This is a genomic window from Micromonospora sp. NPDC005298, assembly GCF_040607375.1.
In the GTDB taxonomy this organism is placed as follows: domain Bacteria; phylum Actinomycetota; class Actinomycetes; order Mycobacteriales; family Micromonosporaceae; genus Micromonospora.
Window position 1 is genome coordinate 1 of sequence record NZ_JBEXGP010000031.1, and the last position, 23016, is coordinate 23016.

Below are 23016 nucleotides of genomic sequence, written 5' to 3' on the forward strand. Positions count from 1 at the left end.
CGGGGCCGGGGGCGGGGGGGGGGGGGGGGGGGGGGGGGGGGGCCGCCGGGGCGGGGGTGTCGCTCACGCCGTCTGGCGGCGGGTCTTCAGGGCGGTGTCGATGAGGTCCCACACCATGATCACGGCCACCCCGACCGCGATGGTCGCCCCGAGGACGTCGCGGTTGTCCGCCTCCGCCAGCCAGCTCAGGCGCTCCCCGAGGGCCGGGTTGAGCAGCCGGTCGGTGAGGGCCAGCCACACCACCGGCACCGAGAACGCCAGGTTGAGCAGCGCCTTGGCCCCGTAGAGCGGCCAGGTCCAGCGTCCGGTCCGGTACTTGACGATCTCGAACACCACGCTGGCGGCCAGGACGACGATCAGCGCCGGCAGCCAGAACGACCAGAGCGACGGGTCGAGGATCGGGATGTTGTCGCCGTCGGTGTCGCGTACCCAGGACCGGTAGTGCTGGAAGGGCAGGTATCCGATGGTCACCAGCAGCATGACGACTGACGCGATGGTCTCGGGCAGGGAGATGTCCCGGTGCGCGGGGACGTCGGGCAGCTGGTCGACCGTCCAGTCGGGCAGTTCGGTGCTCGGTTGGAACCGGTCGATGAGGACGAAGGTGAGGGTGAGCCAGAAGGCGATCTGCACGCCTGTCTGCATGGCCGCGACGATGCCGGGTCCGATGGCGCCGAAGCCGTCTCCCTCGGAGACCTTGACGATGGTGACGATCGTGCCGACGATCGCCGGGATGAGGCTGAGCAGCAGCTTCAACAGCCGCCACCAGACCAGGTAGTACGTCGGGCCGAGGAGTTGAAGCCGACGGTCGGCGTACCGGGCGGCCAGCAGGTCGGGGTTGCCCAGCTCGGTGAGCACGTCCCGCTCGGCGGTGACGGGGTCGGCGCCGCCGCTGGTGCGGTCGTCGATCATGTCGCCGATGGAGGCGCGCAGCTCGGTGGCGATCTCGTCGCGGCGCTGGGTGGGCACCGAGCGGAGGGTGGCGGCGAGGTAGCGGTCGGTCAGGGTGTTCATCGGTCGACTCCTTGGATCAGCCCGGTGATGGAGGTCTGTACGGCGGCGAGATCGTCCAGGAGCCGGCTCAGCATCGACTCGCCCTCGTCGCTGGTCCGGTAGAACTTGCGCGGCCGGCTCTCCTCGGTGTTCCACTCGCTGGTCAGCAGCCCCTGGTCCTCGAGGCGGCGCAGCAGCGGGTAGAGGGTGTTGGCGTCGACCGGGAAGCCGTGGTCGGTGAGCCGTTGCAGCAGTGCGTAGCCGTAGTCCGGTCGACGGAGCGCAACCAGGCTGGCCACCACGACGGTGCCTCGACGCAACTCCTGTAGATGCGTCCGTAGAACGTCCTCGCTAACCATGTGTCACACCATACTGTGTGGCACACACTATTGTCTACGCCTATAACGTCGCGTCTCTAGGGGGTGTGCGGCGGTGGCGCACGTCCGGCCCCGGCGACGGACCGCGCAGGCCCTCCGACCAGGCCCTCCGACCCTCCTTTGCTCTGCCGCCGCGGATGCGCCACCAGGTCACAGCCGGGCGGTGCGTATGCGCCACCAGGTCGGCGGCCGGGCGGTGCGTATGCGCCACCAGGTCGCCGCCGGGCGGTGCGTATGCGGCAGCAGAGCAAAGGAGGCGCGCACGAGGGTGGCCCGGCGCCCAGAGGGCGTCGGGCCAGGTGGTCGGATGACGCGCTCGCCGCGTCGTACGCGCTACTCGAAGCGGGACACGTCTCCCGCGCCCCGGCGCAGGATCTCCGGTTCGGGACCGGACAGGTCGATCACGGTCGTCGGCTCCTTGCCGCAGTCTCCGGCGTCCAGTACCGCGTCGACCTGGTGGTCGAGCCGCTCCTTGATCTCCCAGCCCTGGGTCATCGGCTCGTCGTCGCCGGGCAGGACCAGGGTGCTCGACACCAGCGGCTCGGCCAGCTCGGCCAGCAGCGCCTGGGTCACGGTGTGCCGGGGGACCCGCACGCCGACGGTCCGCTTCTTCGGGTGCAGCATCCGGCGGGGCACCTCACGGGTGGCCGGCAGGATGAACGTGTAACTGCCCGGGGTGGACGCCTTCACCAGCCGGAACACCGCGTTGTTGATCTGGACGAACTGGCCGAGCTGCGCGAAGTCCCGGCAGACCAGGGTGAAGTGGTGCCTGTCGTCGAGGTGTCGGATCTGCCGGATCCGGTCCAGCCCGTCCTGGTTGCCCAGTTGGATGCCGAGCGCGTAGCAGGAATCCGTCGGATAGGCGACCAGCCCACCGCCGCGGATCAGGTCGGCGACCTGGCCGATGATCCGGGGCTGGGGGTTCTCCGGGTGCACGTCGTAGTACCTCGCCATGGTCCGAGACTAGGCGCTGCGAGGAGACACGGACCACCCTCGGCGCGGACGGTGGAGCCGCCGAGATCACCTCGGTAGGGTAGGTCCCGGTCGGCTCCGACCACCTAGATCCACACCGCCGGGGGGCGCCACGCATGGCCGATTCGTTCGCGCATCTGCACGTGCACACCGAGTACTCGATGCTCGACGGAGCGGCCCGACTGAAGGACCTGTTCGCCGAGGCCAACCGGCTCGGCATGCCGGCCGTGGCGATCACCGACCACGGCAACATGCATGGCGCGAACGACTTCTACAGGCAGGCGATGGCCGCCGGGATCACCCCGATCCTGGGCGTCGAGGCGTACGTGGCGCCGGAGTCGCGCTACCACAAGGCGCGGGTCAAGTGGGGTCGGCCGGAGCAGAAGAGCGACGACGTCTCCGGTAACGGCGCGATCACCCACAAGACGATGTGGGCGAAGAACGCGCAGGGCCTGAAGAACCTGTTCACCCTCAACTCGCGGGCGTCCATGGAGGGCCACTACATCAAGTGGCCGCGGATGGACATGGAGCTGATCGCCGAGTACGCCGAGGGGATCATGGCCACCACCGGCTGCCCGTCCGGCGCGGTGCAGACCCGGCTGCGACTGGGCCAGTTCGACGAGGCGCTCAAGGTCGCCGCCAGCTACCAGGACATCTTCGGCAAGGACAACTACTTCGTCGAGATCATGGACCACGGCCTCTCCATCGAGAGCCGGGTCCGCGACGGGCTCACCGAGATCGCCCGCAAGCTGAACATCCCGCCGGTGGTCACCAACGACTCGCACTACACGGTCGAGGAGCAGGCCACCGCCCACGACGTGCTGCTCTGCGTGCAGACGGCCAGCAACATCGACGACCCGAACCGGTTCCGCCTCGAGGGCGGCGGCTACTTCATCAAGAGCGCCGACCAGATGCGCGCGGTCGACTCGTCCGAGCTGTGGCAGCAGGGCTGCCGTAACACGCTGCTGGTCGCCGAGAAGGTCGACCCGACCGGGATGTTCGAGTTCCACAACCTGATGCCGCGTTTCCCGGTGCCGGAGGGGGAGACCGAGGAGTCCTGGTTCCGCAAGGAGACCTTCGCCGGCCTGGCCCGCCGCTACCCGAACGGCATCCCGGAGGGGCACGTCGTCCAGGCCGAGTACGAGCTGGGCGTCATCAACCAGATGGGCTTCCCGTCCTACTTCCTCGTCGTCGCCGACTTCATCCAGTGGGCGAAGAAGCAGGGCATCGCGGTGGGTCCGGGTCGTGGGTCGGCCGCCGGCTCGCTCGTCGCGTACGCGTTGGGCATCACCGACCTCGACCCGATCCAGCACGGCCTGATCTTCGAGCGGTTCCTGAACCCCGAGCGTGTCTCGATGCCTGATGTCGACATCGACTTCGACGAGCGTCGGCGCGGTGAGGTGATCAAGTACGTCACCGACAAGTGGGGTGAGGACAAGGTCGCCCAGATCGCCACGTTCGGCACGATCAAGGCGAAGGCCGCGATCAAGGACTCGGCCCGGGTCCTGGGTTTCCCGTACGCGGTCGGCGACCGGATCACCAAGGCGATGCCCCCAGCCGTGATGGGCAAGGACATCCCGCTCACCGGCATCTTCGACACCAAGCACCCGCGCTACGCCGAGGCGGGCGAGATCCGCGGCCTGTACGACTCCGACCCGGACGTCCGCAAGGTGATCGACACGGCCAAGGGCATCGAGGGGCTGATCCGGCAGACCGGTGTGCACGCGGCCGGCGTCATCATGTCCGCCGAGCCGATCATCGAGCACATCCCGTTGATGCGCCGCGACGCGGACGGGGCGATCATCACGCAGTTCGACTACCCGACCTGCGAGTCGCTCGGGCTGCTGAAGATGGACTTCCTCGGCCTGCGCAACCTGACGATCATCGACGACGCCGTCAAGAACATCGAGCTGAACCACGGCCTCAAGCTCGACCTGCTGGCGCTGCCGCTGGACGACAAGGCCGCCTACGAGCTGCTGTCCCGCGGTGACACCCTCGGCGTGTTCCAGCTCGACGGCGGGCCGATGCGGTCCCTGCTGCGGTTGATGAAGCCTGACAACTTCGAGGACATCTCCGCCGTCCTGGCCCTGTACCGGCCCGGCCCGATGGGTGTCGACTCGCACACCAACTACGCGCTGCGCAAGAACGGCCTCCAGGAGATCACGCCGATCCACCCGGAGCTGGAGGAGCCGCTGCGGGAGATCCTGGCACCCACCCACGGCCTGATCGTCTACCAGGAGCAGGTGCAGCGCGCCGCGCAGATCCTCGCCGGCTACACCCTCGGTCAGGCGGACCTGCTGCGCCGGGCGATGGGCAAGAAGAAGAAGGAGATCCTCGACAAGGAGTTCATCCCGTTCCGGGACGGCTGCCGCGAGCGCGGCTACTCCGACGAGGCGATCCAGGCCGTGTGGGACGTCCTGGTGCCGTTCGCCGGGTACGCCTTCAACAAGGCGCACTCCGCCGCGTACGGGCTGGTCTCCTACTGGACGGCGTACCTGAAGGCGCACTACCCGGCCGAGTACATGGCCGGGCTGCTGACGTCCGTCGGCGACGACAAGGACAAGATGGCGCTGTACCTGTCCGAGTGCCGCCGGATGCGCATCCAGGTGCTCCCACCGGACGTGAACACCTCGGCCGGGCCGTTCACGCCGGTCGGCAAGGACATCCGGTTCGGTCTGGCGGCGGTGCGCAACGTCGGCGCGAACGTGGTCGCCTCGATCATGCGCTGCCGCCAGGAGAAGGGCGACTACACCGACTTCTACGACTTCCTGTCCAAGGTGGACGCGGTGGTCTGCAACAAGAAGACGATCGAATCGCTGATCAAGGCGGGGGCGTTCGACTCGCTGAACCACCCGCGTAAGGGTCTGCTCGCGGTGCACGCGGACGCCATCGATGCGTACGCCGACGTCAAGCGCAAGGAGGCGGTCGGCCAGTACGACCTGTTCGGCGCGGGCTTCGGTGACGCCGACACGGGCAGCACGACGGTGATGCCGGTCATCGGCGACAGCGAGTGGGACAAGCGCGACAAGCTGGCCTTCGAGCGGGAAATGCTCGGCCTGTACGTCTCCGACCACCCGCTGTTCGGCCTGGAGCACATCCTCAACGCGGCGGCCGACACCACGATCGCGTCCCTCGCCGAGGACGGCGCGGTGCCCGACGGCGCTGTCGTCACCCTCGCCGGCATCCTCTCCGGCGTGCAGCGGCGGGTCACCAAGCAGGGCCGCGCGTGGGCGTCGGCCACCCTGGAGGACCTGGCCGGTGGGGTGGAGACCCTGTTCTTCCCCAACACGTACGAGGTGATCGGGCAGTACATCGCCGAGGACGCCATCGTGGTGGTCAAGGGCCGGGTGGACCGCCGCGACGACACCCCCCGCATCATGGCGATGGACATGTCCATGCCGGACGTCAGCACCAGCGCCACCAACAAGCCGGTCACCCTCACCATCCCGGTGCACCGCTGCACGCCACCGCTCGTGGAACGCCTCAAGGAGACCCTGGTGCTGCACCCCGGCGACACCGAGGTGCACGTGAAGCTGCTCAACGGCGGTCGCACCACCACCCTGCGGCTGGGTCCGTTCCGGGTGGCGGCGACGACCGCGCTGATGGGTGACCTGAAGAGCGTCCTCGGCCCGGCCAACGTGAGCTGAGCCGGGTCGCGGCCCGGCCGGTCCGGCCGGGCCGCGCACGGCCGTCGGGGGTCAGCCCCGCTCGGGGGCCGCGATCTCGCGCAGCTTGCCGTCGGCCAGCCGCAACCAGCGCTGCACGCCGATCTCGGCGAGGAACCGTTCGTCGTGGCTGACCACCACAAACGCCCCCTGGTACGCGGACAGCGCGCTCTCCAACTGCCCGACGCTGACCAGGTCCAGGTTGTTCGTCGGCTCGTCGAGCAGCAGCAGTTGCGGCGCCGGTTCGGCGCAGAGCACACAGGCCAGGGTGGCGCGCAGCCGTTCGCCGCCGGAGAGCACCCCGACGGGCAGGTTCACCCGCGAACCCCGGAACAGGAACCGGGCGAGCAGGTTCATCCGCCGCGCGTCGGGCAGGCTCGGCGCGTACGCGGCGAAGTTCTCCGCCACCGTTCGGTCGAGGTCCAGCAGGTCCAGCCGCTGCGACAGGTACGCGATCCGCCCGTCGGCCCGCCGGATCTCACCGCCGGCCGGTTCGAGGTCGCCGTTGACGAGGCGCAGCAGTGTCGACTTGCCGGTCCCGTTCGCCCCGGTGAGCGCGATCCGTTCCGGCCCCCGGATCACCAGGTCCGCGCCGTCGCCGCCGAACAGGTCCCGGTCGTCGAAGCGGGCCCGCATCCCCGTACCGGAGAAGACCGTCCGGCCGGCCGGGACGGTGGTGTCCGCCAGGTCCACGACGATCCGGTCCTCCTCGCGCAGCGCCCGGCCGGCTTCGTCGAGGCGGGACCTGGCCTGCCCGAGCCGGTTCGAGTGGGTCTCCTGCGCCCTGCCCGCCGACTCCTGCGCGCTGCGCTTGAGGCCGCCGGCGACGATCCGGGCCAGCCCGGCGTTCTTCAGGTTCCTGGAGGCGTTGCTGGCCCGCCGGTCGGCCCGTTCGCGCGCCTGCTGCATCTCCCGCTTCTCCCGCTTGACCTCCTGCTCGGCGTTGCGCAGGTTGCTCTCGGCGACCTCCCGCGCCGCCCGCACCGCCTCGGTGTACGCGGTGAAATCGCCCCCGTACCAGGTGATCTCGCCCTGTTCCAGTTCGGCGATGCGGTCCATCCGGTCCAGCAGTTCCCGGTCGTGGCTGACCAGCAGCAGGCACCCGGACCAGTCGGTGAGGACGTCGTAGAGCTTGTGCCGGGCATCCACGTCGAGGTTGTTGGTCGGCTCGTCGAGCAGCAGCACGTCGGGGCGTCGGAGCAGTTGCGCCGCCAGACCCAGGGAGATCACCTGCCCGCCGCTGAGGGTGTGCAGCGGTCGGTCGAGGGACAGCTCGCCCAGGCCGAGCCGGTCGAGTTCGGCGCGGGTGCGTTCCTCGATGTCCCAGTCGTCGCCGACGGTGGCGAAGTGCACCTCGCTGGCGTCGCCGCCCTCGATGGCGTGCAGGGCCGCGATCCGTTCGGCGACGCCGAGCACCTGCGCCACGGCCAGGTCGCCGACCAGCGGCAGGGTCTGCGGCAGGTAGCCGAGTAGGCCGTCGACGGTGATGCTGCCGCCGGTGGGCCGCAGCTCTCCGGCGATCAGCCGCAGCAGGGTGCTCTTGCCGGCGCCGTTGGGGGCGACCAGGCCGGTGCGACCGCCCGGGACGGTGAAGGACAGGTCCGAGAAGACCGGGGTGTCGTCCGGCCAGGAGAACGACAGGTTCGAGCAGACGATGAACGCATCAGACATGCGAGTGACCTCAGGGGTGGGGTGGGCGCGCCTAGGCTGCCCGACGACAACGGGAACCGGTGGAACGACGGCATGGCCTCGGTGGCTGCGCCTACGCGCGCCGAACCGATGGCCGAACACATCCGGTCTCACCCGGAGATGTCGTCGTCACCCGCCATGTCTGGTCTCCCTGGTCGTACCACCAACCCAACGCCGAAAGTCTAACAACGGATCTTCACCCCGCCACCTGGTTCACGGAGACGGTCAGGGAGCCGCCCTCGCAGGATCGCCGATGCCACATCGGTGTCCAGGACGACGAGACTCACGCGGCACCGGCCCGCCGGGAGACGTAGAGGTCAGCGAGGAAAGCATCTGATTCGTCGTCCGACTCGAACAGGTCTGGGCGTGCCAGGTCGTCCACGGAGGCGATCAGGCTGAGTTGCAGTTCGCTCACCGGGGGCGGTACTCGACCTCGGGGCGGCCGGGGGTGCCGTAGCGGGGGCTGCGGGCCGCTCGGTCGACGGTCACCAGATATTCCAGGTAGCGGCGGGCGGTCACCCGGGAGATGCCGGTCAGCCCGCCCACCTCGGTCGCGGACAGCCCCGCCTGGGTGCCGGTCCCGTCGGTGAGGGCTGCGCGTACCCGGTTGAGGGTCTGCGCGTCGAGCCCCTTGGGCAGGGAGTGCCCGGCGGTGCCGCGCAGGGTGGCGAACATCCGGTCCACGTCGTGCTGCGCGGCCACCTCACCGTCGGCGAGGGCCTGCGCGCGGTAGTCCGCGTACCGTTCCAGCTTGTCGCGGAACGCGGCGAACGTGAACGGTTTGAGCAGGTAGTGGGTCACCCCGAGGGACACCGCCGTGCGCACCACCGCGAGGTCCCGCGCGGACGTCACCGCCAACACGTCGACGCTGCTGCCGGCGGCCCGCAGCGCCCGGCAGACGTCCAGGCCGTGCAGGTCGGGCAGCCGAAAATCCAGGAGTACGAGGTCCACGTCGCCGCCGTCGTTGGCGCGCAGGGCCGCCATCGCCGCCCGCGCCGTGTGTGCCACCCCGACGACCACGAAACCGGGAACCCGTTCCGTGTACGCGGAATGCGCCTCGGCCAGCAGCGGTTCGTCCTCGACGACCAGCACCCGGATGTCGGTCACGACCGTCCACCTCCACCGGGCAGGCGGACGGTGAACAGGCTGCCGCCGTCGTCGGAGCGGCCCACCTGGTAGCTGCCGCCGTGCCGGCGGACCACCTGACCGACCAGGGCCAGGCCGAGGCCGCGCCCGGTGCTCTTGGTGGACCAGCCGCGCCGGAACGCGTCGGCCACCCGATCCGGGGCGAGGCCGGGACCGCTGTCGGCGACCCGTACCACCAGTTCGTCGTCGACCGCGCCGACGAAGACGCGTACCCGCCGGGGCGCCGGGGTGCCGGCCACCGCCTCGAGCGCGTTGTCGACGAGGTTGCCGACGACGGTGAGCAGGTCGCCGCTGGGCAGGGGGCTGTCGTCGAGGCGGCAGTCCGGTTCGATGACCAGGTCCACTCCGCGTTCGCCGGCCTGCGCGGACTTGCCGAGCAGCAGCGCGGCGAGGGCCGGCTCGGTGACCGCGCCGACCACCCGGTCGGTCAGCTGCTGGGCGATGGCCAGGTCCCGGGTGCCGAGCCGGACGGCCTCCTCGGTGCGGCCCAACTCGACAAGCGTCAGCACGGTGTGCAGCCGGTTGGCCGACTCGTGGGTCTGCGCCTGCAACGCCTCGGTGAGCGCGCGTACCGAATCCAGTTCGCTGGCCAGGGTGCGTAGGTCGGTCTGGTCGCGCAGGGTCAGCACGGTGCCGAGCACCGCGCCCTCGAAGCGGGTGGTCCGCTGGTTGGCGACGAGCACCCGGTCGCCAGCGAGGACCGGTTCGTCGCGGGCGTCGCGGCCGGAGCCGAGCAGGTCGGCCACCGCGGGCGGCAGGTCGATCCCGGCGACCGGCTGGTCGATCACCGGCGCGTCCGCGTCGAGCCCCAGCAGCCGGCGACCCTCGTCGTTGACCAGGGCGATCCGCCGGTCGGTGGTCAGCACCACGAGACCCTCACGCACCGAGTGCAGGACCGCGTCGTAGTACTCGTACATCCGGGTCATCTGCGCCGGCCCCAGACCGTGCGTCTGGCGCCGCAGTCGGCGACTGAGCAGCCAGGACCCGGTCGCGGCGAGCGCCAGAGCCGGTGCGGCCACACCGAACAGCACCGGCAACTGGCCGAGCAGCTTACGGTCGATCGCGCGGGTGGTGATGCCCACCGAGACCAGGCCGACGATGCGCTGCCGCTCGTCGTACACCGGGACGACCGCGCGCACCGACTCGCCGAGCGTGCCGACGTTCGTGGTGGTGAACGGTTGGCCCGCCAGGGCGGGTCCGATGTCCCCGACGAACGGCTTGCCGATCAACTCCCGCGTCGGGTGCGAGAAGCGGGTGCGGTCGGGGGCCATCACCACCACGAAGTCGGTGCCCGTCGCGAGTCGGGTCGATTCGGCGTACGGCTGCAGGACGCGTTCCGGGTCGGCGGTGGTGAGAGCCGCGCGGACGTCGGGGGAGCCGGCCACGGTCTGCGCCACCGCCAGCACCTCCTCCTGCGCTGCCTGGCGGGAGTCGCTGCGGGCCAGCCACACGGCGCCCGCCGCCCCGGCCAGCACGAGCAGCGTCACCACCATCGCCTGAAGGGCGAAGAGTTGCCCCGCGATGCTCCACTGGCGTCGGGCCACCTCCACCACCTCCCGGGGTTTTCGCGGTGAACAGAATGACCGCAAGGCTGTCAACGGGTGAGACGCGCTTCACATTGTCGACATGGACACCACCGCAGCCACCACCACGGCGGAGCCGTCGGCTCGCCGGGACCGTACCCGTTACCTGTATCTGGCCGTCATCGTGGCGGTGCTCGCCGGCATCGTGGTCGGCCTGGTCGCCCCTGACTTCGGCAAGGAACTCAAGCCGATCGGCACCGGCTTCGTCAACCTGATCAAGATGATGATCAGCCCGGTCATCTTCTGCACCATCGTGCTCGGCGTCGGCTCCGTCCGGCAGGCCGCGAAGGTCGGCAAGGTCGGTGGCCTCGCCCTCGGCTACTTCCTGACCATGTCGACTGTCGCGCTCGCCATCGGCCTGGTCGTCGGCAACCTCATCCACCCCGGCTCCGGCCTGAACCTCGGTGCGGACCTCGCCGGCGCCGGCAAGGCGGCCGCCGGCGACGAGGCCGGCGGGACCGTGGAGTTCCTGCTCGGCATCATCCCGACGACGCTGCTCTCCGCGCTCACCGAGGGCGAGGTGCTCCAGACGCTGCTGGTCGCGCTGCTGGTCGGCTTCGCCGTACAGGCCATGGGTCGGCGCGGCGAACCGGTGCTCGGGGCCATCGCCGTCATCCAGCGGGTCGTCTTCAAGGTCCTCGCCATGATCATGTGGCTGGCGCCGATCGGCGCGTTCGGCGCGATGGCGGCCGTGGTCGGCGCGACAGGCGTGGACGCCCTCAAGAGCCTCGCCCAGATCATGGTGGGCTTCTACGCCACCTGCCTGATCTTCGTGCTTGTCGTCCTGGGCGCGCTGCTCTGGTTCATCGCCCGGATCTCGATCTTCTCGCTGCTGCGCTACCTGGGCCGGGAGTTCCTGCTGATCCTCTCCACCTCGTCGTCCGAGTCGGCGCTGCCGCGACTGATCGCCAAGATGGAGCACTTCGGTGTCAGCAAGCCGGTCGTCGGCATCACGGTGCCGACCGGGTACTCGTTCAACCTCGACGGCACGGCCATCTACCTGACCATGGCGTCGCTGTTCATCGCCGACGCGCTGGGCAAGCCGCTCGCCGTCGGGGAGCAGATCTCGCTGCTGCTGTTCATGGTCATCGCCTCGAAGGGAGCGGCGGGCGTCACCGGCGCCGGACTGGCCACGCTCGCCGGTGGACTCCAGTCGCACCGCCCGGACCTCGTCGACGGCGTCGGGCTGATCGTCGGCATCGACCGGTTCATGTCCGAGGCCCGGGCGCTGACGAACTTCGCCGGCAACGCCGTGGCGACAGTGCTGGTGGGCACCTGGACCGGCGAGTTCGACAGGGAACGGGCGGCGGGGGTGCTGCGCGGCGACGACCCGTTCGACGAGGCGACCATGCTCGACGAGCACGACGACGAGGACGAGACGGCGGCGCGGCGGTCCGACGGCGAGAAGGCGACGGCCGTGCCTGCCTGACGGGACCGGCTCCGGCTCGGCGACACCGGGGTGTCCCCGCCACCAGCGCACCCCGGTACCGCCGAACTCGTGCCGATCACTGTGGACGTGTCGGCTCACGACTCCACAGCAGGAGGTGGAAGGGGTCCTCGCCGCAGGTGAGCCAGGTGCCGTCCCCGAGTGCCATCGGGCTCTCCGACACGGGCACCGGGTACTCGACCCGGCCGAGCACCTCGCCCCGCGTCGCGTCGACGAGCCAGTGCCGCTGGTGGCCGTACCCCTCGTCATCGTCCTCGGCGGCGCTCGCGATCACCGTGCGCTCGTCCACGAAGCCGCACAGGTAGTCCCAGTAGGGATCCTCCGCCAGGTCCGACGCCGGCCGCGGGTGGAGCTGATCGGCGGCGACCTCGTGGAGCACCGCCCCGTCGGGGAGCCGGTGGACCGCCAGATCACCCTGCTGGTGCGCGACCGTGAGGAGCAGCTCCCCGGACGGACTGACGTCGACGAGGCAGCGGTCGTCGTCGCCGATGGACGTGACGGTCAACCGCACGCCGTCCCACCGCCCCCACCGCAGCGGCACACCGTCCTGGCCCTCGCCGATGCTCAGGCCCATCTGACCCGGGTCAGGGTGGGGGACGTGGTGCGAGCCGGCGGCCGCGGTGCCGGTCGGGACCCGCCCGAGGATCCGGCCGTCGATGGCGTCGACGACGAGCCACTCCTCGTCGTACGCCGGTTCGGCGTCGTCCGGCAGCGGGGTGCGCACATGCGCCCAGACCGTGGAGCCGTCCGCGCTGATCCCGCACGAGCCTCGATCCGGGTGGCGGTGCTCACCGTCGTCCGCGTACTCCTCGTAGGACTCGTGCAGTGACGGGCAGTGCGACACCCAGCAGGCGTGCCGTATCCGCCACCGCGGCGCGCCCGTCGCGTCGACCGCGTGCAGCGCGTGCGAACCGCTGAAGACCGCCACGTCGAGGTCGGGGCTCACCGCGTCGACCCCGCCCGCCCGGCGCGGCCACGGCGCGGGAAACCGCGCGGCGGGAGCGTCGTCGCCGGCGACGAGCCGGTCGAGGTCGTACGCCCGCAACTCGTCGTCCCGTCGGATGACGACGAGTCGACGATGCGGCCAGCGCTGAACGGCGGGAGTGTCGGCGGTGCTGGGCGAACCGGGTACGCGAGGGGAGTTCGACGGGACCCGGAACGACGTCACGAGACAAGGGGTGATGCGCACCGCAGCATCCTGCCAGGGTTGCCGCGAAACGCGCCGCCACCGAGAGGCACCGTGGACAATGGGGGACCGGGGGGAGGGGTGCTGCGACGGACCCGGGGGAGCAGGCGTGCGCGGAACCAGCCTCCTGGGCGCGCTGCGCACCCGCGACCCGGGGTACGCCGTCCTGCGGCGCGCCGCCCGGCTGACCCTCGTCGCGTCAGTGGTTTTCTACGCCTGCCGGTACGGGGCGGGCAGTCCGATGCTCGCCACGTACGCCCTGTTCGGCACGATCGCGGCGGGCTCGTTCGCGCAGCTGCCCGGTCCGGCGCCGCAGCGGGCGCGGATCCTCGTCACGTCCCTGCCGGTGGTGTGGGCGCTGGTCGCGGCGGGTTCGCTGGTGGCGTGGAGCACGTGGGCGGCGGCCGGCGGGATGCTGGTGATCGGGTTCGTCGTGGCGTTCGCGGGGGTCGGCAATCCGCGCCTGGTGGGGTGGGCCAGCGCGTTCCAGCTCTTCTACATCCTGGCGTCCTTCCCGCCGTACCAGCCGGACACCCTGCCGCAGCGCCTCGGCGGCGTCACCCTCGCCATCGTGCTGCTCGCCGCCGCCGAGGTGTTCCTCTGGCCCGATCCGGTGCCGGTCTCGTACCGGCAGCGGCTCGCCGAGGCGGCGGACGGCGTCGCCGCGTTCCTCGACACCGCCGCGGAGGCACTGGCCGACCCGCACGCCGGCCCCGGTGGTCGCGATGCGCGGCGCCGGCGGGCGTACGACGTGGTCGCCGCTCTCGACCTGGCCCGCAACCCTCCGGCGTGGGCGCCCACGGCGGCGGGCTCGCAGGACCGGGCGCTGCGGATCTGCGCGGCGGCGTTACGGGAGGTGCTCTCCGAGGCGGACCGTCTGGCGGCGGACGCCCCACCGGAGCCGATCCCGGATCTCGCCGCGGCGGGGCTGCTGCGTTCGGGCGCCGGCACGACCCGCGCCGCCGGACGCAGCCTGTCCCCGGGCGCCCCGCCGGTCGACCTCGGCGGGCTGGATGTCGCCATCGGGCGGGCCGAGGCGGCGTACCCCGTGGGCCGTGACGTGCCGGACGTGGCCCGCCTGTGCCGGGACGCGACGGCCCTGGCCCTCGCCGACCAGGTGCGGGTCTTCGCCGTCGGCGCCCGGGTGGCCACCGGGTCGCGGGCCGACGGCGCGGACGACCCGTCGGGGTTGTTCGAGTTCGCGCGGCACGGCCCGTGGACGTTGTACTGGCGGCAGTTCCGCTCCCACCTCGCGCCCCGTTCGGCCCACCTGCACAGTTCGCTGCGGCTGGCGGTGGCGCTGGCCGTCGCCCGCGTGGCGGCGGGGGTCCTGCAGCTCACCCACGGCTTCTGGGTGCTGCTGGCGACCCTCACCGTCCTGCGCACCTCCGCGGCGGACACCCGCACCGCGCTGCGGCCCGCGCTGCTGGGCACCATCGCTGGCGCCGCCGTCAGCGGCCTGGTGATGCTCGTCGTCGAGGAACCGGTCGTCTACGCCGTCGTCCTGCCGGTGACCCTGATCCTGGCCTTCGGCGCCGGTCGCCTGCTGGGGCCGGTCTGGCAGCAGGCGCTGTTCACGGTGCTGCTGACCGTCGTGTTCGCCCAGCTCAGTCCCGAAGGGTGGCGGCTCGCCGAGGTACGCCTGGTCGACGTCCTGCTCGGCGCGGTGGTGGGTGTGCTCGCCGGGGTGGCGATGTGGCCGCGCGGCGCGGGTCACGACCTGCGGCGCAACGCCGCCCGCCTCCTGACGTCCAGCGGGGACGCGGTCGAGCGGACCGTCGAGGCGGTGCTCGGCGGCGGCGCGCACCCCGAGCCCGCGATCGACCGGATCCGTCGACGGATGGTCCTGGTCGACTCGTCGTACTCCCAGTTCCAGGCCGAGCGGCACGACCCGCACCGACAGCAGGTGAGCTGGGACGTGGTCCTCAGCGCCGGGCACCGCGTGGTGCCCGGCGTCGAGTCGCTGCTGCGCCGCAACCCGCCGGGCTGCCTCGCCGGCTGGCCCGCCGCCGCGGCCCTGCTGCGGGACACCGCCGGGCACCTGCGTTCGGCGTACGACGACCTCGCCGCCGAGGTGGCACACGGCCGGACGGCGGCGCCGCTGCCCGTTCCCGGCAACTGTGTGCACGAGCTGGACCGGGTCCGCCCCCTGCTCGGCGCGTCCGACGCCGCGTCGGTGCGCCATCTCGTGGAGGTCGACAGGTGGCTCGCCGGCCTCGCCGACACCCTCGCCCGGATCCACGCACCCGCCGCCGACGAGCCGTCCGGACGGCGTACGAGGCAGTGACGAGTCCCGGTCGACACGCCGGGCTCACCGATCGTGGTCGTTCCCATGGGTGGGGTCCCGGTTGCGGCTCGCTCGTTGGCATTCCCGGCCACCGGTCCCGCGGGCCGCCGATCGTCTATTGGCCGTGGCCCACAGGTGCCCGGCCGCCTAGCGTCGACGGCATGGGGATCACGCAGGCGCAGCAGTTGTGGAAGCCGGAGCCCGGCTGGTTGAACACCGCCTCCTACGGGCTGCCGCCCGAGCCGGCGTGGACGGCGTTGCAGGAGGCCCTGTCCGACTGGCGGGTGGGCAGCACGTCGTGGGAGGGCTGGGGCGACTCGGTGCGGCGTTCCCGTACCGCGTTCGCCGGTCTGATCGGCGTGCCGGACGGCGATGTGGCGGTCGGCGCCACCGTCTCCCAGATGCTCGCGCCGGTCGCGGCGGCGCTACCGCCGGGGGCGACGGTGGTGGTGCCCGAGGTCGAGTTCACCTCGAACCTGTTCCCCTGGCTGGTCCAGGAGGAGCGGGGCGTCACGGTCCGCACGGTGCCCGTGGACGGCCTCGTCGACGCGATCGACGCCGACACCGACCTGGTCGCGTTCAGCCTGGTGCAGTCCGCCGACGGGTCGGTCGCCGCGTACGACGAGATCGTGGCCGCCGCCCGCGCGCACGGCGCGTGGGTGGTGGTCGACGCGACCCAGGCGTGCGGGTGGCTGCCCTTCGACGGGAGCCTCGCCGACGTGGTGGCGGTCGGCGGCTACAAGTGGCTGATGAATCCGCGCGGCACCGCGTACGCCTATCTGGCCCCGGCGTTGCGCGACCGCCTGCGCCCGGACGCGGCCGGCTGGTTCGCAGGCCGTGACCCGCACGCCTCCTACTACGGCCCGCCGCTGCGGCTGGCCGACGACGCCCGCCGGTTCGACATCTCACCGGCCTGGTTCAGCTGGGTGGGCGCGGCGCCCGCCATGGAGCTGGTCGCCGAGATCGGCGTGGCGGCGATCCGGGAGCACGACGTGGCGCTGGCCAACCGGTTCCTGACCGGGCTGGGCCGGCCACCGGGGGACAGCGCCATCGTCGCCGTCGACGTGCCTGACGCAAAGCGGCGTCTGGAGGCGGTCGGCATCCGGGCGGCGGTGCGCGCCGGGCGGGTCCGGGCCTCCTTCCACGTCTACTCCACCGAGGCCGACGTGGACGCCGCGCTCACCGCGTTGATCGGCTGACCCTCAGGCCAGGTGACCGCCGATCTTCGTGTACCCGCGCAGCAGGTCACGGGAGATGATCAGGCGCTGCATCTCGTCGGTGCCCTCGAAGATCCGGTAGAGCCGGACCTGCCGGTACCAGCGCTCGATGGGCAGCTCCCGCGTGTAGCCCATGCCGCCGTGGATCTGGAGGACCCGGTCGACCACCCGGTTGACCATGCCGGCGCCGTAGAGCTTGCCCATCGACGAGGCGTGCCGCGGGTCCATGCCCTGGTCGACCGTCCACGCCGAGCGCAGCACCAGCCAGCGGGCCGCCTCCAGCTCGGTCTCCGAGTCGGCGATCATCCACTGGATGGCCTGGTTGGTGCCGATCTTCGCGCCGAAGGTCTCCCTGGTGTTGGCGTACTCGATCGCCATCTGCAGGACCCGCTCGGCGATGCCGATGGCGTGCGACGGGATGGTGTAGCGGCCCTTGCCAATCCACTCCATGCCGAGGGTGAAGCCCTGCCCGATCTCGCCGAGGATGTTGCGGTGCGGCACGCGTACGCCGTCGAAGATCAACGACGCGGGCCCGCCCTCACCCATGGTCTGGATGAACTCCGACCGCCACCCCATCGACCGGTCCACCAGGAACGCGGTGGCGCCGCCGTTGCGGGCGCCCTTCTCCCGGTCGGTCACCGCGACCACGATGGCGAAGTCGGCGTCGTGGCCGCCGGTGATGAAGGTCTTCTCGCCGTCGAGGACCCAGTCGTCGCCGTCGCGGCGGGCCGACAGCCGGATGTTGGCGGCGTCCGAACCGGCGCCCGGCTCGGTGATCGCGAAGCAGGACCGCCGCTCACCCTCGATGGTCGGGATGAGGAACTCGCGCTTCTGCTCGTCGGTGGCGTGGAACAGGATGTTGTCCGCCTCCCCGCCGAAGCGGAACGGCACGAACGTGCGGCCCAGCTCCGTCCAGATCAACGACTGGAGGACTGCCGGCAGGTTCATCCCGCCGTACTCCTCGGGGGTGGCCAGCCCCCAGAAGCCGAACTTGCGGGCCTTGAGTTGCAGCTCGCGCACCTCGGAGTGCTCCAGGCCCGGCTGGTGCGCCCGCTCCCGGCGCAGCACCTCGGCCTCCAGGGGCATCACCTCGCGCTGGATGAACGACCGGACGGTGTCCCGTACCGCCCGCTCCTCGTCGGTCAGCGAAAAGTCCACGATGGTCCTCCTGGCGTCGGTGCGGCCGGTCACCCTTAAACTAGCGGTGTAAGTTTTGCCGCGTCCAGACCCGGCCGCCGCGACCGCGAGGAGCGCAGTGCCCCGACCCCGCCAACCCCGGCTCACCCGGCAGCTCATCGTCGAGACCGCCACCGCGCTCATCGACGCCGAGGGCCTGCCGGCGTTCTCCACCCGCCGGCTCGCCGCCGAGTTGGGCGTGCGCGGTCCGTCGCTCTACAACCACTTCGCCACCAAGGACGAGATCCTCGACGCGGTCGCCGACAGGGTCGCCGGCGCCGTCGACACCACTGGCTTCGCCGGCCGGGACTGGGTCGCCGCGCTGCGCGACTGGGCCTGGTCGTACCGGCGGGCGCTCACCGCGCACCCCAACATCGTGCCGTACCTGGCCCAGGGGCCCGGCCGGCGACCGGCCGCCCTCGCCATGGCCGACGCGGTGTACGGCGGCCTCGTCCGCGCCGGCTGGCCGCCCGCCCGGGCCACCCACATCGGCGCGGCGCTGCGCTACTTCGTGGCCGGGTCGGCGCTCGGCTCGTTCGCCCGCGGTTTCGTCGAGGACCCCGAGCTGTACGCGGCGCACTACCCCCACCTGCGCGACGCGCACCGCCTCGCCGAGCACCAGCAGAGCGTGGACGAGGGCGCGTTCGCCCTCGGCCTGGACGCCCTGCTGCACGGTCTGACCGCCGAGTACGCCCGCACCGTCGACCCGGTGGAGTCCACCCGGGCGAACGGGTAGCGTCCAAACTCCCAGCGCTAGTTTCGCCGCCCACCACCATCGCCCCGTCCACCACCATCGCCCCCGCCCACCCCCGAAGGGACGCCATGGACCTCGCCGCCCCGCCGTCGCAGCTACCCGACGCCCTGCGCCTCCGCCGCCACCTGCACGTCGGCGGTGAGTGGACCGCCCCCGCCGGCACCGACGTGATCGACGTCGAGTGCCCGAGCACCGGCGAGACGATCGGGCAGGTACCCGCCGGCACGGCCGCCGACGTGGACACCGCCGTCGCCGCCGCCCGCGCCGCCTTCCCCGGCTGGGCGGCGCTCGCGCCCGCCGAACGCTCCGCGCACCTCGACCGGTTGCACGCCGCGCTCGCCGTACGCGCCGACGACCTCGCCCGCACCATCGCCGTGGAGTTGGGCGCCCCCCTCAAGCTCGCCACCCGGGTGCAGGTCGGCCTGCCGCTGACCGTCCTGCGGGATCACGTCGGCCTCGCCGCCCGCCCACCGGTCGAGGAGACCATCGGCAACTCCCTGGTGGTCCGCGAGCCGATCGGTGTGGTCGGCGCGATCACCCCGTGGAACTACCCGCTGCACCAGGTGATGGCGAAGGTGGCGCCCGCGCTCGCCGCCGGCTGCACGGTGGTGCTCAAACCCAGCGAGCTGACACCGCTCACCGCGTACCTGCTCTTCGACGCGGTCACCGAGGCCGCACTGCCGCCCGGTGTGCTCAACCTCGTCCCCGGCACCGGCCCGGTCGTCGGCGAGGCGCTGGCCGGGCACCCCGACGTCGACCTGGTGTCGTTCACCGGCTCCACCGCCACCGGCACGCGGATCATGCGGCTCGCCGCCGACCGGATCGCCCGCGTCGCGCTGGAACTGGGTGGCAAGTCCGCGAACGTCATCCTCCCGGACGCCGACCTGGCCACCGCGGTCAAGGTGGGCGTCGGCAACGCGCTGCTCAACTCCGGGCAGACCTGCACGGCGTGGACCCGGATGCTGGTGCACCGCGACCGGTACGACGAGGCGCTCGACCTGATCGCCACTGCGGTGGCCGCCTACCGCCTCGGCGACCCGTTCGACCCGGCCACCCGGCTCGGCCCGCTGGTCTCCGCCGCCCAGGCCGAACGGGTCCGCGGCCACGTCGGGCGGGCCCTCGCCGACGGCGCCCGGCTGGTCACCGGCGGCCCCGACGCACCCGTACCGGACCGGGGCCACTTCGTCGCGCCGACGGTCTTCGCCGACGTGCACCCCGACAGCGCCCTCGCCCAGGAGGAGGTCTTCGGCCCGGTGCTCGCCGTCCTCCCGTTCGCCGACACCGACGAGGCCGTCGCCATCGCCAACAACTCGCGGTACGGGCTGGCCGGCGCGGTCTGGTCCGCCGACACCGACGCGGCCGTCGCGGTGGCCCGGCGGCTACGCACCGGAGCGGTCGACATCAACGGCGCGACGTTCAACCCGCTCGCGCCGTTCGGCGGCTACAAGCAGTCCGGGCTCGGCCGCGAACTGGGCGTGCACGGGCTCGCCGAGTTCTGCGAGCTGAAGGCGATCCAGCGATGAGCGCTCCCGAGCCGACGACCGACACCGGGCCGACGACCGTCACCGGGCCGGCGTCCGCGCCGGTCACCGTCCGCGCGCTTGTCGCGCGCGGGTCCGGCGCCGAGCTGCGGGTCGAGCGGGTACGCCTGCCCGCTCCCGGCCCCGGCGAGGTGCGGGTGACGATCACCGCCGCCGGTGTCTGCCACTCCGACCTGTCGATGGCCAACGGCACCCTCGCGGCGAGGTTCCCGCTGGTGCTCGGGCACGAGGCGACCGGGGTGGTGGCCGAGACCGGGCCGGGCGTGGACCTGACCGTCGGCACCCCGGTGGTGCTCAACTGGGCGCCGGCCTGCCGGGACTGCTGGTGGTGCCGACGCGGCGAGCCGTGGCTCTGCGCCGCCACCACCGCCCCGACCGTGCCGCGCGGCGAGACCGATGACGGCGTACCCCTGCACCTGACCCTCGGCCTGGGCGCGCTGGCCGAGGCGGTGGTGGTGCCGCAGCGCGCCGTCATCCCGATCCCCGCCGGACTGCCCGCCGACCAGGCGGCGCTGCTCGGCTGCGCGGTGCTCACCGGTGTCGGCGCGGTCCGCAACACCGCCGAGGTGGCGCCGGGCGAGTCCGTCGCCGTCGTCGGCCTCGGTGGGGTGGGGCTCGCCGTGCTCACCGCCGCCCGCCGGGCCGGCGCCACGACGATCCTCGCCGTCGATGTCGCCGAGGCCAAGCGGGACCTGGCCATGGCCGCCGGGGCGACCGACTTCCTGCTCGCCGACGACCGGCTCTCCAAGGAGGTACGGGCGCGCACGGAGAGCCGGGGCGTCGACCACGCCTTCGAGTGCGTCGGCCGCGCCGCCACCATCCGCGCCGCCTGGCGGCTGACCCGGCGCGGGGGAGCGGTGACCGTGGTCGGCATGGGCGCCAAGGACGACATGGTCAGCCTCGGCGCGCTCGACATCTTCCACTCCGCCCGGACGTTGCGCTCCTCGGTGTACGGCTCGTCCGACCCGGACCGGGAGGTGCCGGTGCTGGCCGCCGAGTTGTCCGCCGGCACGCTCGATCTGGGTCTGCTGGTCAGCGGCACGATCACACTGGACGAGGCGCCCGCGGCGTTCGACCGGCTCGCCCGGGGCGAGGGCGCCCGCTGGGTGGTCACGCTGGACTGAGCATCGTGTCGGTGCGGACCGGCAGGATGGCGTCATGGATTCACGTCTGGGCACTGTCGTTGTCACGGGTGCCGCGGGTCGCATCGGTTCGGCGGTCTGCCGGCACCTGCGCGACGAGGTTCGCCGCCTCGTCCTCGTCGATCGGGTGCCCCTGCGTCCGCAGTCGCCGACGGACCGGGTGGTTCACCTGGATCTGGCGGACGCCGACGCCGTGACCGCCGCACTCGAGGGAGCGGACGCGGTGGTGCACCTGGCCGGGCTGCCGGACGAGGCGCCCCTGGCCGACCTGCTGGACAGCAACGTGCTGGGCACGTACCACGTGTTGGAGGCCGCCCGCCGGCAGCGGGTGGGGCGCGTCGTCCTGGCCAGCAGCAACCGGGTCACCGGTTTCTACCCGGTCGGCCAGGTGGTCGGGCCGGACGACCCGGTCCGACCGGACGGCTTCTACGGGGTGAGCAAGGCCGCCGTCGAAGCGCTCGGGCGCCTGTACGCCGACAAGTTCGGCCTGTCGGTGGTGTGCCTGCGCATCGGCAGCTTCGAGGACGAGCCGGACGAGGCCCGCTACCTGGCGACCTGGTTGAGCCCGCGCGACGGCATCGGCTTCGTTCGCGCGGCTCTCACCGCTCCCGACGTGCACTTCGTGACCGCGTACGCGGTGTCCGCCAACACCCGGGCGTTCTGGGACACCACGGCCGGGGCGCGGCTCGGCTATCTGCCGGTGGACGACGCGGAGATTTTCGCCGACCGGGTGCCCGGTTCGCGCGACCCGGTCGATCCGGCGGCTCCGCAGGGCGGCGCCTTCACCGCCGCCGCGTACTCGCTGCGGCACGTCGGGGCGGACCAGCCGGCCTCCTGAGCCGGGCATCGAGCGGCAGGGAGCCGGCCCACCCGCAACCGGGTGGGCCGGCTCCTTCTCACTTGCCGGTGACGATGCCCGGGTTGATGCAGAGCCCCGGGTTGGCGCCGTTCTTCTCGGCGATCTCCAGGCAGCGGGTCACCTTGTCGACCTTCGCGTTGGTCTCGGTGATCTGCTTGGAGATCTCGGCGTTCTTGCGGTCCTGCTCCAGGTTGCGGGTCTGGGCCAGCTTGTCCTGGAACGCCTTGATGTTGCCCTCGGTCTTGTCGTCGTGGTTGACCCGCGTGATGGTCACCGAGAGGATGTCGACGTCGGTGGCGAGCCGGGTCTCCGCGCTGGTCTTGATGTTCGCGGCGAACGGCTTCAGGTCGACGTTGAGGTCACCGGTCTGGGCGTCGATCTTCTCCAGGGGGTTGTACGCGGCGAACGCGTCGTTGACAGCGCTGTCGAGCTGCACACCCACCCGCTGGCCCCGGAAGCTGATGAAGTCGCCCTTGTAGTCCATGAACTGCTTCGGGGCGTTCTCCGGCTTGACCTGCCACTCGACGAGCACCTCGACGCACGCGTCGGCGAGGGTGCCGGTGCGCACCCGTACGCAGTTGTTGCCGCCGATGTGGTCGTACTTCTGACGGCCGGCGTCCCACTCGCCGACCTTCTGCCAGGGGGCGACCCACTTCAGGCCCGAGCCGGTCACCTCGCCGGTGGGCTTGCCGAAGCTGGTGACGATGCCGACCGAGCGGATGGGCACCGAGTGGGCGCTGGAGGCGACGCCGACGACCAGGGTGAGGGCGAGAAAGCCGAGCGCCACGAGGGCGGCGGCCCGCTTCAGCGGTCGGGCGGGGGCGACCAGGGCGACGACGGCGCTGACCGCCAGGGCGACGGCGAAGACGATCGCCATGGTGAAGCCGACGGGCATGGGGTGGGGACCTTCCGTTGGGCTGTGTGGATCATCAACCTAGGGGGTCAGGTCAAGTCGACGGCACGGGGGAGTGGAGTTCGCGCACGT

18 protein-coding genes are annotated in these 23016 nt (G+C 71.9%); 8 read left to right on the plus strand and 10 right to left on the minus strand.

The genetic code is table 11. The features are described 5' to 3' along the window. Positions 1-63: 63 nt before the first annotated feature. The 3 genes from ABZS77_RS27475 to ABZS77_RS27485 form a co-directional block, all read right to left on the minus strand. Positions 64-1011: a permease prefix domain 1-containing protein gene (locus ABZS77_RS27475; protein WP_354828620.1), complete on the minus strand. Its 948-nt coding sequence runs from the start codon at positions 1009-1011 to the stop codon at positions 64-66. Beyond that, complete coding sequence (locus ABZS77_RS27480) at positions 1008-1349, minus strand: PadR family transcriptional regulator (RefSeq protein WP_110564981.1); 342 nt, start codon at positions 1347-1349, stop codon at positions 1008-1010. Before ABZS77_RS27480 ends, ABZS77_RS27475 begins: the two co-directional genes overlap by 4 nt. 351 nt (positions 1350-1700) lie before the next feature. Next, entirely contained in the window at positions 1701-2321 is a 621-nt protein-coding gene (locus tag ABZS77_RS27485) for an L-threonylcarbamoyladenylate synthase (protein WP_354828623.1), read from the minus strand. Positions 2322-2455: 134 nt separating this feature from the next. On the opposite strand from ABZS77_RS27485, the gene dnaE reads away from it, so the two are divergent. Then, positions 2456-5986 (plus strand): DNA polymerase III subunit alpha, encoded by a 3531-nt coding sequence (gene dnaE, locus ABZS77_RS27490; RefSeq protein WP_354828626.1) that lies wholly within the window; start codon positions 2456-2458, stop codon positions 5984-5986. Between the two features lie 51 nt (positions 5987-6037). Here the strand turns inward: dnaE and abc-f are convergent, their stop codons facing one another. From abc-f to ABZS77_RS27510, 4 genes are all read right to left on the minus strand, one after another. Next, entirely contained in the window at positions 6038-7675 is a 1638-nt protein-coding gene (gene abc-f, locus ABZS77_RS27495) for a ribosomal protection-like ABC-F family protein (RefSeq protein WP_354828628.1), read from the minus strand. Positions 7676-7976: 301 nt separating this feature from the next. Continuing rightward, on the minus strand, positions 7977-8108 hold the full coding sequence (locus ABZS77_RS27500; protein ID WP_354828631.1) for a hypothetical protein: 132 nt from the start codon (positions 8106-8108) through the stop codon (positions 7977-7979). After that, entirely contained in the window at positions 8105-8800 is a 696-nt protein-coding gene (locus ABZS77_RS27505) for a response regulator (RefSeq protein ID WP_354828634.1), read from the minus strand. Before ABZS77_RS27505 ends, ABZS77_RS27500 begins: the two co-directional genes overlap by 4 nt. Further along, entirely contained in the window at positions 8797-10383 is a 1587-nt protein-coding gene (locus ABZS77_RS27510) for a sensor histidine kinase (protein WP_354828637.1), read from the minus strand. Before ABZS77_RS27510 ends, ABZS77_RS27505 begins: the two co-directional genes overlap by 4 nt. An 82-nt stretch (positions 10384-10465) precedes the next feature. Here ABZS77_RS27510 and ABZS77_RS27515 point away from each other — a divergent pair, with 82 nt between their 5' ends. Further along, a complete protein-coding gene (locus tag ABZS77_RS27515; protein WP_354828640.1) occupies positions 10466-11851 on the plus strand; it encodes a cation:dicarboxylase symporter family transporter in 1386 nt (461 codons plus the stop codon). Positions 11852-11927: 76 nt separating this feature from the next. On the opposite strand, the gene ABZS77_RS27520 is transcribed toward ABZS77_RS27515, so the two are convergent. Beyond that, entirely contained in the window at positions 11928-13058 is a 1131-nt protein-coding gene (locus tag ABZS77_RS27520; RefSeq protein ID WP_354828643.1) for a hypothetical protein, read from the minus strand. 106 nt (positions 13059-13164) lie between these two features. Here ABZS77_RS27520 and ABZS77_RS27525 point away from each other — a divergent pair, with 106 nt between their 5' ends. Both ABZS77_RS27525 and ABZS77_RS27530 read left to right on the plus strand, forming a co-directional pair. After that, positions 13165-15342, plus strand: a complete 2178-nt coding sequence (locus ABZS77_RS27525) for an FUSC family protein (RefSeq protein ID WP_354828646.1) — start codon at positions 13165-13167, stop codon at positions 15340-15342. 161 nt (positions 15343-15503) lie between these two features. Further along, positions 15504-16541 carry an aminotransferase class V-fold PLP-dependent enzyme gene (locus ABZS77_RS27530; protein WP_354828649.1) on the plus strand — a complete coding sequence of 346 codons (1038 nt, stop codon included), beginning with the start codon at positions 15504-15506 and terminating at the stop codon, positions 16539-16541. 3 nt (positions 16542-16544) lie between these two features. Here ABZS77_RS27530 and ABZS77_RS27535 read toward each other — a convergent pair whose 3' ends face one another. Continuing rightward, positions 16545-17717, minus strand: a complete 1173-nt coding sequence (locus ABZS77_RS27535; RefSeq protein ID WP_354828653.1) for an acyl-CoA dehydrogenase family protein — start codon at positions 17715-17717, stop codon at positions 16545-16547. Positions 17718-17814: 97 nt separating this feature from the next. Between ABZS77_RS27535 and ABZS77_RS27540 the strand changes: the two genes are divergently transcribed. The 4 genes from ABZS77_RS27540 (at position 17815) to ABZS77_RS27555 (ending at position 22010) form a co-directional block, all read left to right on the plus strand. Beyond that, positions 17815-18471: a TetR/AcrR family transcriptional regulator C-terminal domain-containing protein gene (locus ABZS77_RS27540; RefSeq protein WP_354828656.1), complete on the plus strand. Its 657-nt coding sequence runs from the start codon at positions 17815-17817 to the stop codon at positions 18469-18471. Positions 18472-18557: 86 nt separating this feature from the next. Continuing rightward, positions 18558-20012 (plus strand): aldehyde dehydrogenase family protein, encoded by a 1455-nt coding sequence (locus ABZS77_RS27545; RefSeq protein WP_354828658.1) that lies wholly within the window; start codon positions 18558-18560, stop codon positions 20010-20012. Next, complete coding sequence (locus ABZS77_RS27550; protein WP_354828660.1) at positions 20009-21154, plus strand: alcohol dehydrogenase catalytic domain-containing protein; 1146 nt, start codon at positions 20009-20011, stop codon at positions 21152-21154. The genes ABZS77_RS27545 and ABZS77_RS27550 overlap by 4 nt, the downstream gene beginning before the upstream one ends. Before the next feature lie 34 nt (positions 21155-21188). Further along, on the plus strand, positions 21189-22010 hold the full coding sequence (locus tag ABZS77_RS27555) for an NAD(P)-dependent oxidoreductase (RefSeq protein WP_354828663.1): 822 nt from the start codon (positions 21189-21191) through the stop codon (positions 22008-22010). A 58-nt stretch (positions 22011-22068) separates the two neighbouring features. Here ABZS77_RS27555 and ABZS77_RS27560 read toward each other — a convergent pair whose 3' ends face one another. Continuing rightward, positions 22069-22926 carry an SPFH domain-containing protein gene (locus ABZS77_RS27560; protein ID WP_354828666.1) on the minus strand — a complete coding sequence of 286 codons (858 nt, stop codon included), beginning with the start codon at positions 22924-22926 and terminating at the stop codon, positions 22069-22071. Positions 22927-23016: the final 90 nt, after the last annotated feature.

What these genes read in the sequence shown, in the direction of transcription:
- ABZS77_RS27550 (WP_354828660.1), top strand. Translation starts at nt 20,009, where the DNA reads ATGAGCGCTCCCGAGCCGACGACCGACACCGGGCCGACGACCGTCACC.
- ABZS77_RS27560 (WP_354828666.1), bottom strand. Translation starts at nt 22,926, where the DNA reads ATGCCCGTCGGCTTCACCATGGCGATCGTCTTCGCCGTCGCCCTGGCG.
- ABZS77_RS27485 (WP_354828623.1), bottom strand. Translation starts at nt 2,321, where the DNA reads ATGGCGAGGTACTACGACGTGCACCCGGAGAACCCCCAGCCCCGGATC.
- ABZS77_RS27475 (WP_354828620.1), bottom strand. Translation starts at nt 1,011, where the DNA reads ATGAACACCCTGACCGACCGCTACCTCGCCGCCACCCTCCGCTCGGTG.
- ABZS77_RS27515 (WP_354828640.1), top strand. Translation starts at nt 10,466, where the DNA reads ATGGACACCACCGCAGCCACCACCACGGCGGAGCCGTCGGCTCGCCGG.
- ABZS77_RS27480 (WP_110564981.1), bottom strand. Translation starts at nt 1,349, where the DNA reads ATGGTTAGCGAGGACGTTCTACGGACGCATCTACAGGAGTTGCGTCGA.
- dnaE (WP_354828626.1), top strand. Translation starts at nt 2,456, where the DNA reads ATGGCCGATTCGTTCGCGCATCTGCACGTGCACACCGAGTACTCGATG.
- abc-f (WP_354828628.1), bottom strand. Translation starts at nt 7,675, where the DNA reads ATGTCTGATGCGTTCATCGTCTGCTCGAACCTGTCGTTCTCCTGGCCG.
- ABZS77_RS27530 (WP_354828649.1), top strand. Translation starts at nt 15,504, where the DNA reads ATGGGGATCACGCAGGCGCAGCAGTTGTGGAAGCCGGAGCCCGGCTGG.
- ABZS77_RS27555 (WP_354828663.1), top strand. Translation starts at nt 21,189, where the DNA reads ATGGATTCACGTCTGGGCACTGTCGTTGTCACGGGTGCCGCGGGTCGC.
- ABZS77_RS27545 (WP_354828658.1), top strand. Translation starts at nt 18,558, where the DNA reads ATGGACCTCGCCGCCCCGCCGTCGCAGCTACCCGACGCCCTGCGCCTC.